The sequence below is a fragment of the Bradyrhizobium viridifuturi genome, from assembly GCF_001238275.1.
Taxonomy (GTDB): Bacteria; Pseudomonadota; Alphaproteobacteria; order Rhizobiales; family Xanthobacteraceae; genus Bradyrhizobium; species Bradyrhizobium viridifuturi.
On sequence record NZ_LGTB01000032.1, the window covers coordinates 112,534 to 120,765 of the forward strand.

Below are 8,232 nucleotides of genomic sequence, written 5' to 3' on the forward strand. Positions count from 1 at the left end.
AAATGCACGGCATAGATTGCATTGGCCGCCGTGCAGTCGTGGCTGTTGCCGGTGGCGCGCTCGCAATATCGACGGAAGGTGCCGCGGACGGTATCATGCGGCGGGTCTATGGCTCTCGTTTCAAGCGGATAGGTCGACCTGTACCTTGGGCTAGGTCGACGCTCATTGAATCGGCGGATGGGACCGCTGGATGACGCTGGCAACATTGGACGGGTCGCCATGCTCCTCCGGCACCGGGAGCGTGAAGCGAAAGTAAGCGCCGCCGCTGGAACGATTTGAACCCGAAATGCTGCCGCCATGGGCCGCAATGATCGATTGGCAGATTGCGAGCCCAATACCGATGCCCGAATCTTTTGTGCTGAAGAAGCGGTCGAAGATGCGATCGAGATTCGCAGCTGCGATACCCGGCCCATTGTCGGAGATGGAGAAGACGGCCGAAGCGTCGTCATCGATCGAAGTCTGAATCTCGATCCGCGGAATTGGCTGGCCCGACTGCGCGATCGCCTGGGCACTATTGACGAGCAGGTTGATGATCACCTGCTGCAATTGAATGCGATCGCCCATCACGGGGGGAAGCCCGGAGCCAAATGTTGCCGACAGGGCGATCGACCTCGATTCGATATCGTGGCGACTGAACAGGAGAGCTTCTTCGACGACCTCATTGAGGTCGATCAGGCGCTTCTGCGGTTCCTGTTTCATTGCCATATCCCGGATCCGCTGGATGATCTCGGCGGCGCGACGGGCGTTAGATACGATTCTGGACGTGAGCTGTGTCACCTTTTCGATGTTCTGGTCGGCGCGTGCGAGCCATCTCAGGTTCGTCTCGCCGTTGGTCACGATTGCCGTGAGCGGCTGGTTGATCTCATGGGCGATCGAAGTCGCCAGCTCGCCCAAGGTTGCGATGCGTCCGGCATGCGTGAAGTCGGCTTGCAATTTTCGCAGTTGCCGTTCTGCATTCAGCCGCTCACTGATGTCCTGAATGGTGATGAAAGTTGTATCCAGCTGCTCGGGCGGCACCGGATAGGTGACGGTAAACAAGACATCGATAATCGCGCCGTCGAAGGCGAGAATCTTGGTTTGCTCGATGAAGTTTCGTCGACGTTCGAAATGGGCAACCATGACCCGGTTCGCGAGCCCCGGGGCGGCGGCAAAAAGGTAGCGCACAGGCTGGACGAGATCGGCGCCGTTGTTGGCGCGAAACAGTGATATTGCATCTCGATTTACTTCGGTGACGTGGACGACATCCTTCGCGTGTTCGACCAGCTCCGGATTCTCCTCAAGATAGGCTGCAATGTCGCGGACGCCGTTAGCCTTCAACTGGTCAAAAACCTCGTCCGCTCGACGCGAATCGACTTGCCAGAGAGCGGTCGGTAGATATTGGATCAGCTTGCGATATCTCTCCTCGCTGGCCTGCAGTTCCCAGGAGCTGCGATCGTCGCTTGGTGCGCCATTAATTGTCACAAACACCGAGCCGAGGGACTTTGGCTCTGCCGCGTGCCATGCCCTGATGACGGGATCGCGTACGGATCCGCTCAGCACCATCTTGCGCGTCTCGAGTCGCGAGCGATCGCTTGCCACGCTTTCGAGCAAGGTGGCGAGCACGGCACGACTTTCCGCTGGCCAGAACGCGCCGACGCGATGACCGATCATCTGCTCGTGACCGGCGTGCATTCCGAACATGCGCACCGCGCGATCGTTCACGGCCAGGATTCGAGTTGCGCTCAGTAGCTCCTCGACCCACTCCGGGTGCTGATCGAGATCGATACTTGTTCCACGACGTCTCAGTTCTGCGATTGCATCGAGCACGTGTCGGGCTGGAGACGTGTCGAGTTCCCAACAGGCGGCGAGGCCGGCTTGCAGTTCGGCGTCCAGACGCAGGGTTTCCGCCTCGGCAAGTCCTCCGGCATTCCGCCCGAATTCAACCAGATCGAAAACAGCGCCATTCGAGTCGCGTCGGGCGATCTGCCGTACAGCCGCTGTCACTCTGGCCCCGGCCAGACTGCGGCGATGAACCACGCCTTCCCATCGACCCTCTCGCAGCAGTGTAGCGATGTGCCCGGCATGGTCTTCGCAGAACGCATCATAGCTCCGCCCGATCATGGCCATGGCCGGCCATCCATACAGCGTTTCGGAAGCAGCGTTCCAATATCGAATGATCCCCTGCGCGTTGCGCACGATCACGCTTTCGGAAGCGAAGTCCGACAGTTGCAATCCGGACGGAGACGCGAAGGGATGTTCGCCATCCGTCGTGGCCTGATCGGGCGGGCTAACCATCGGAATTCGTTCCTTGTCCGTCGCCGCCCGGGGCAGGGCGCGCTTGGTTCAGGGCCGACCGCAGGTGGCGAAGGAGTGCTTCGCTGCTGATTGGTTTTGCCAGATAGGCGTGTGCGCCGCCCTTCATCGCGCGAGACCGAGACACCTTGCTCGTATCGGCAGTGACGACGATGACTGGGATCGACGAGCCGATGCTCTTTAACCCCTGCAATAGGTCGATGCCGCTACGGCCCGGCATGCTGACATCGGTTATCAGGCAATCGAACCTGCCCGGGACGTATTCCGCCATGAAGGCCTCTGCTCGATCGAACGCGCGACATGACACATCCTGCACCAGAAGGAGATCGGAAAGAGCTTCTCGCACGGCTTCATCGTCATCTACGATTGCGACTACGGGCGCCTTGGACAAACCTATGACCTTCGCTAGCATGGCCCATACGGCCACTAGCTCTGGCCCAATGCTGGCGGGAACGTAACTATCCTTCGGTCTAGGGTGATTTTTCCTCTCGGACCTTCGCAGGCAACAATTCCCAGATGCGAATGAGCTGGCTGGCCGAGGTTGCCTGCATCTTCCTGGACACGTTGCCGCGGTGCAGCTTTACGGTGACCTCGCTGATGCCGAGCTCGAACGCGATCTGCTTGTTCAGACGACCCTTGGCTACTGCGCGCAAAACGTCGCGCTCGCGCGGCGTCAACGTCGCGTAACGGTCGGTATGTTGTTTCACGAGCCGGGCCGTGTTTCTTTGCGAAATATCCCTTTCGATTCCAGCCGCGACTGCGTCGAGCAGCGTCTGATCTCTTACAGGCTTGGTAAGGAAATCGACGGCTCCGGCTTTGATCGCTTGCACAGACATCGGGATGTCGCCATGCCCGGTGAGGAAGATAATTGGCCTGGCATTACCGTTCGAAACGAGATGCTGCTGCAGGTCCAGGCCGCTTGCTCCTGGCATGCGAACGTCGAGGATGAGACAGCCTGGTCGCTCGGGGAGGTCGGCGTTCAACAGGTCGTAAGTCGATCCAAAGCAACAGGCCTCGATTCCAACGGACAGCAGGAGTTCTCGAAGCGCGGAACGGATCTCCTCGTCATCGTCCACGATCACGACGAGCGGTTGGTCCTTCTTGTCGGCAGTCGTATTCATGGGGAAGCGCGGTAAGGGTGGCAAGGCGCGTGAAGTGACGAATGCTGCTGTCCCGATCATCATGCAGCCTCCCGGTCGCTTTGGACTTCCTCGAGCTGCAATGTGGGGACGCGTGCTGCCTCCCCCAATAGGATGCATTGCAGCTTCAAGGCGTCGTCGCTTTGGCCGCGACTGCGTTGAGTGCCGCAGTCATCGTCGTAATGGGGCCGTCGACCTGCTCGCTGAGGCCATGGCGCTGTGCGATATAGGACGGATCGTTGTACGACAGCCATGTCGTGCCTTTTTCGTCTTGCCAGACCAGCGCTTTCAAAGGCAGATCGATGCCGATCGTCTGCACCGCGTCCATCAGCGGCGTCCCAACTTTGGCCGCGCCGAAGATTAGAAGATCCGTCGGCCGCAACGACAGGCCAGCCGCGCCGGCCGCGTGATCGATATGGGCAAACACTGTCATGCCCTTGGCGCGCACCTCCGCTTCGAGTCGATTCATGGTGTCTTCCGGCCCGAAGTTGCTGCGCAGCGTGGTCAGTCCGTCGGCCGCCATTGTGGGCACTCCCCGTAACCATATCAGCGAGATCAACGCAAAAGCGGCAGCCCCTGCCAGTTCCATCCCTGGCAATTCTTGAGGCTGCCGTCAGGTCGAACACAACGGCGCCAACCGAACAGGTCGATGATGCCGTGAAGTGCCGCCACGATACGGGGTGTAGGTGAAATCCCAGCTGATCAGGCATCTCGATCTCTTCGATCTCTAAAAGATGATCGACGGACAGAGCGTATCCCTTGCATTGCATCGACGCCTTGATGCAGTTCTGAAAAGTTCTGAAAAGGGGAACCGGCTAGCCGGTTCCATACGTGGATCGATTGTTGTAAATAGTCCCGGCGTCACAATGGGTTGCAAAGATGCCAGCGCAAGTGCGACCGTCGGTTTACAAGTCAGGAGAGTGGGAAATCGATCTCGTTCGGCGCGAACTGCGCTTCCGTGGCCTTCCAAGGGCCCTTGGCAGCCGCGCCTTCGAGGTCGTCGAGGTTCTTGTGCAACTAGCCGGCGAAGTTGTCGACAAGTACGACTTGATGGGGCGCGTATGGCCGGGAGCGGCGGTCGAAGAAAACACGCTGCAGGCGCAAATATCGGCCGTTCGCAGGGCTTTGGGTGACGACCGTGAGTTATTGAAAACCGTCGCGGGCCGCGGCTATCTCCTGCTCGGAGACTGGAGCCAACGGCAGTCGAGCGCGGCAGACCAGATTCCACCTGGTTCGGCTTCGAGTTTTCTGACGAATTTTCCTGCAGCTGCGAGCACGCTGATCGGCCGATCCGCTGCCCTGGCGGAATTGTTGGAACTCCTCTCATCTTACCGAACGGTGACCCTCACAGGGCCAGCCGGAATCGGCAAGACGGCGCTGGCGCTGGAAGTCGCCCGAAACCTGTTCGCAAGTTTTCAGGGCGACGGCATGCTCGTCGAATTGGCGTCCATTTCCGACTCCGGCTTGGTGCCATCGACGGTCGCGAGTAGCCTCGGGTTGAAACTAGGCGGCCGAAGTGTCACGTCGGAAGCCGTTGCGAGGGCGATCGGATCGAGCCGGATGCTCCTCGTACTCGACAATTGTGAGCATGTTATCGACGCCACAGCCGAATTTTCTGAGACCTTGATCAGCAAATGTCCTCATTTGTCGATTCTTGCCACCAGCCGTGAGGTGTTACGGATTGACGGGGAATGCGTTTATCGCGTGCCGCCGCTCGATGTTCCACCCGACTATCAGGGCGAAGCTGCCAGTGTTCTTGCTCACAGCGCAGCGCAGCTTCTACTCGCACGCGTCCGTGCGCATCAACAGGATTTCTCCCCGCATGGCAACCAGCTTCGCGCAGTAGCCGCGATCTGCCGGAGGCTTGACGGCATTCCGCTCGCAATCGAGTTTGCCGCTGCCCGTGTTGCAACGCTCGGTCTCGAGCAGGTCGCCGCCCGGTTGGACGATCGCTTCTCGGTCTTGACGGGAGGTCGGCGAACTGCGCTCCCGCGTAACCAGACTCTTCGGGCGACGCTGGACTGGAGCTATCGCCTCCTGACAGACGGCGAACGGTCGCTCTTGCGCCGCTTATCTGTCTTTGCTGGTGGCTTTACCCTTGAGGCGGCACTGCGCGTGGCGAGCGAAGAAGCGAACAGCGATATCGCGACTGCTGATGGACTTGCCAACCTGGTGGTCAAGTCGCTCGTCAGTCATGACACCTCGGGGTCAAAAGATAGGTGGCGATTGCTGGAGACAATCCGCGTCTACGCGCGGGAGAAGCTGATCGAGAGCGGAGAGGCCTCGGAGATCGCGCGACGCCATGCAAATTTTCTTCGAGCCCATCTGGCTGGCGTCGCCATCGGCTCGCGCACAACCCCCGGCATCCAGGATGTCATTCCGTACTATCATGAGCTCGATGACGTCCGCGCGGCGCTCGATTGGTGCTTCTCCCAGGATGGAGACGTCGGGCTGGGTGTGCGCCTGACGGCTGCCTATGCACCGGTTTGGCTGCATGCGCACCTTCTGCACGAATGCCGCGAGCGCTGCGAATATGCATTGAGCCGTACTAGTCCTGGCGATGCACCCGGCGAAAAGATTCTGATGGATCTGTACAGCGCCCTCGCTTCGCCTTGGTGTTCACGATGGGCCCGATCGAGCGAACGCAATTCGTGCTGAGCACCGCGCTGGCGCTTGCACAGAAGGCAAGCAGCAAAGACATCGAGCTTCGGGCGCTTGGCGCGCTAATCGCTATGCAGTTCATCAACGGTGAGAGCGATGCCGCGCGATCGAGCATCCGCCGTTTCATCAGAAGTGCTTCGGCCATGGGCGATGCAGCGGCTCAGCAGATTGGCCAACGGCTGCTCGGGAATGCACTATTGTTCGCGGGAAAATTGTCATACGCCCAGATGCGTCTGGAACGTGTGTTGGAAAGAGCCAGTAAACCGCTCGACCAGCGCGGGCCGCTTCTTTTCCGCTACGACAACCATGCCATGGCGCGTGGAATGTTGGCTCGAGTGCTGTGGTTGCGAGGCGCCGTGGATCGGGCGATCCAGGAGCTCGCGCCGGCATCGAGATTGTCAAAGGTATGGGCGACCCGTTTTCGTTGTGCTGGGTGATCTACTATGGCGCATTTCCCGTGGCGCTGATGACTGCCGATTTTGACGCGGCGGAGCATACGATATCAATGCTGACCGATCCAGCGACAGGGCTGCCGTCGGGAATCTGGGGAACAGTTGCCGGCTGTCTGCGGGGCAAGCTGTTGATCGCGCGTGGTGCCTATGACGAGGGCGTAGATCTGCTCGGTTCCACACTGGACGCTTGCGATCGAGGCGGTTGGCGGATCTCGCATCCGGAATTTTTCAGCTCGCTCGCGCTGGGGCTATCCGAGCTTGGCCGCACAACGGAAGCGACGGTCGCGATCACGCGGGGATTCGCCGCCGTCGGTGAAGGAAAAGAGCAATGGTGCGTTCCTGAATTGCACCGCGTACAAGGCGAATTGCTTCTCAAGCATGGCGGAGATCCAGCGGACGCTTCGAGCTGTTTCGAACGGGCGTTGGTTCTCGCGGGCAGGCAAGGTGCCCTGTCATGGGAGTTGCGAGCAGCCTTGAGCATGGCTCGGCTCAGGGGTGACCAGCAGAGACTAACAGAGGCACGGCAGGTACTTGCACCGGTTTATGCCCGCTTCAGGGAAGGCTTGGACACACCGGATCTCGTGCGCGCCAAGGCGATGCTGGCATCGCTGGTTTGACGCGCGACTAAACGCCAGGCGTCGGTCCGAGTGCTCGCAGAACCATCTTGTCTACGCCAAACTACGATTTACGGTGTCCGGGTCGCGGCAGCGCTTCGCCTCGAACCCGGCATCGACAAGGATCCTGGCGAGCTGTTTGCGGGCGTAGAAGATCCGACTCTTTGCGGTGGCCTGCGGGATGCCGACAATCGTACTGAGCTCGGCGACCGACTTTTCGCGATAGTAAAACAGCTCGATGATTTCGCGATGCGCCGGCGACAGCTTGTCCAGGCATGCGTACAGGATGCCGCTGGTTTCCTTGCGGTCGAGCGCCGCTTCAGGCGTGTCGCCGGTGTCTACGAAGTCAAGCACGCCGCTTCGATCGATCGTCTCATGGGTACGCTCGCGCCGCGAGTTGATGGCCTTGAAGCGGGCGATCGAAAGCAGCCACGTCGAAACCCGCGCGCGACTCTCAAACCTGTTCGCAGAACGCCAAACATCGAGGAAGACCTGGCTGACGAGGTCTTCGATAACGGAGGGGTTGCGGACCAGGCCCCGGATCATGTGCGATACTTTTCCGCGATGGCGGGCGAACATGATATGCATCGCCGCCTTGTCGCCTTCCGCGACGTTCCTCAGCAACATCTCGTCAGAGACGTCTTCGTGCGTAAAGCGGGGGGCCTGCTTCCGTTCGCACGAGGCAGGTCGCGAAAGACACGGCGGCTCTGCTGCCGGGTAGACGGCGTAGGCGAGATGCTCTCGGCTGATCGCATCGGTTCCTCCGCTTCGAGGGCGAGAGGCGTTGTCGACGCGGCTCGGCAAGGGCGCGGTGGTGAGAATCGGCGCAGGCCCGGCCGGCGGAACTGTCCGGGGCCGGCGGCGCAATCGAGCCGGGTTCTCCGCTTCCTGGCGTCCCTCGATGATCGACATCGTCACCTCCGTCCAGTTCCGACGAGATGGCGGAAGAGTGCGTCTCATGACCGCGCACGCACTATCCTACGCGGGGGTCCTATCCCTAGTCTCCTCGTCTAGGTGAATTAGTCCGAAGGTAGGATGACGCGATAGCATTTCCGCTTTGACCTGAGGGAACGA

General features: G+C 60.1%; 8 protein-coding genes. 3 read left to right on the forward strand and 5 right to left on the reverse strand.

Annotated features, from left to right (window positions below; translation table 11 throughout):
- Window positions 1-162: 162 nt before the first annotated feature.
- The 4 genes from ALC15_RS27045 to ALC15_RS27060 all read right to left on the reverse strand — a co-directional run bounded on the left by ALC15_RS27045 (window position 163) and on the right by ALC15_RS27060 (window position 3,954).
- Entirely contained in the window at window positions 163-2,274 is a 2,112-nt protein-coding gene (locus ALC15_RS27045; RefSeq protein WP_094194124.1) for a PAS domain-containing sensor histidine kinase, read from the reverse strand.
- Entirely contained in the window at window positions 2,267-2,683 is a 417-nt protein-coding gene (locus ALC15_RS27050; protein ID WP_198960820.1) for a response regulator transcription factor, read from the reverse strand. The genes ALC15_RS27045 and ALC15_RS27050 overlap by 8 nt, the downstream gene beginning before the upstream one ends.
- A 79-nt stretch (window positions 2,684-2,762) precedes the next feature.
- Complete coding sequence (locus ALC15_RS27055; protein WP_430649196.1) at window positions 2,763-3,473, reverse strand: response regulator transcription factor; 711 nt, start codon at window positions 3,471-3,473, stop codon at window positions 2,763-2,765.
- 85 nt (window positions 3,474-3,558) lie between these two features.
- Entirely contained in the window at window positions 3,559-3,954 is a 396-nt protein-coding gene (locus ALC15_RS27060) for a DUF302 domain-containing protein (protein ID WP_094194125.1), read from the reverse strand.
- Between the two features lie 356 nt (window positions 3,955-4,310).
- On the opposite strand from ALC15_RS27060, the gene ALC15_RS42200 reads away from it, so the two are divergent.
- From ALC15_RS42200 to ALC15_RS42210, 3 genes are read left to right on the forward strand one after another with little or no spacing between them, the layout of a single operon-like run.
- A complete protein-coding gene (locus ALC15_RS42200) occupies window positions 4,311-6,089 on the forward strand; it encodes an ATP-binding protein (protein WP_094194126.1) in 1,779 nt (592 codons plus the stop codon).
- On the forward strand, window positions 6,056-6,529 hold the full coding sequence (locus ALC15_RS42205) for a hypothetical protein (protein WP_050629901.1): 474 nt from the start codon (window positions 6,056-6,058) through the stop codon (window positions 6,527-6,529). Before ALC15_RS42200 ends, ALC15_RS42205 begins: the two co-directional genes overlap by 34 nt.
- The gene (locus tag ALC15_RS42210; protein ID WP_050629902.1) at window positions 6,526-7,161 is read left to right on the forward strand and encodes a hypothetical protein; all 636 of its coding nucleotides are present in this window, start codon (window positions 6,526-6,528) and stop codon (window positions 7,159-7,161) included. Before ALC15_RS42205 ends, ALC15_RS42210 begins: the two co-directional genes overlap by 4 nt.
- Window positions 7,162-7,212: 51 nt before the next feature.
- On the opposite strand, the gene ALC15_RS27080 is transcribed toward ALC15_RS42210, so the two are convergent.
- Entirely contained in the window at window positions 7,213-8,070 is an 858-nt protein-coding gene (locus ALC15_RS27080; RefSeq protein ID WP_094194127.1) for a sigma-70 family RNA polymerase sigma factor, read from the reverse strand.
- Window positions 8,071-8,232 lie beyond the last annotated feature (162 nt).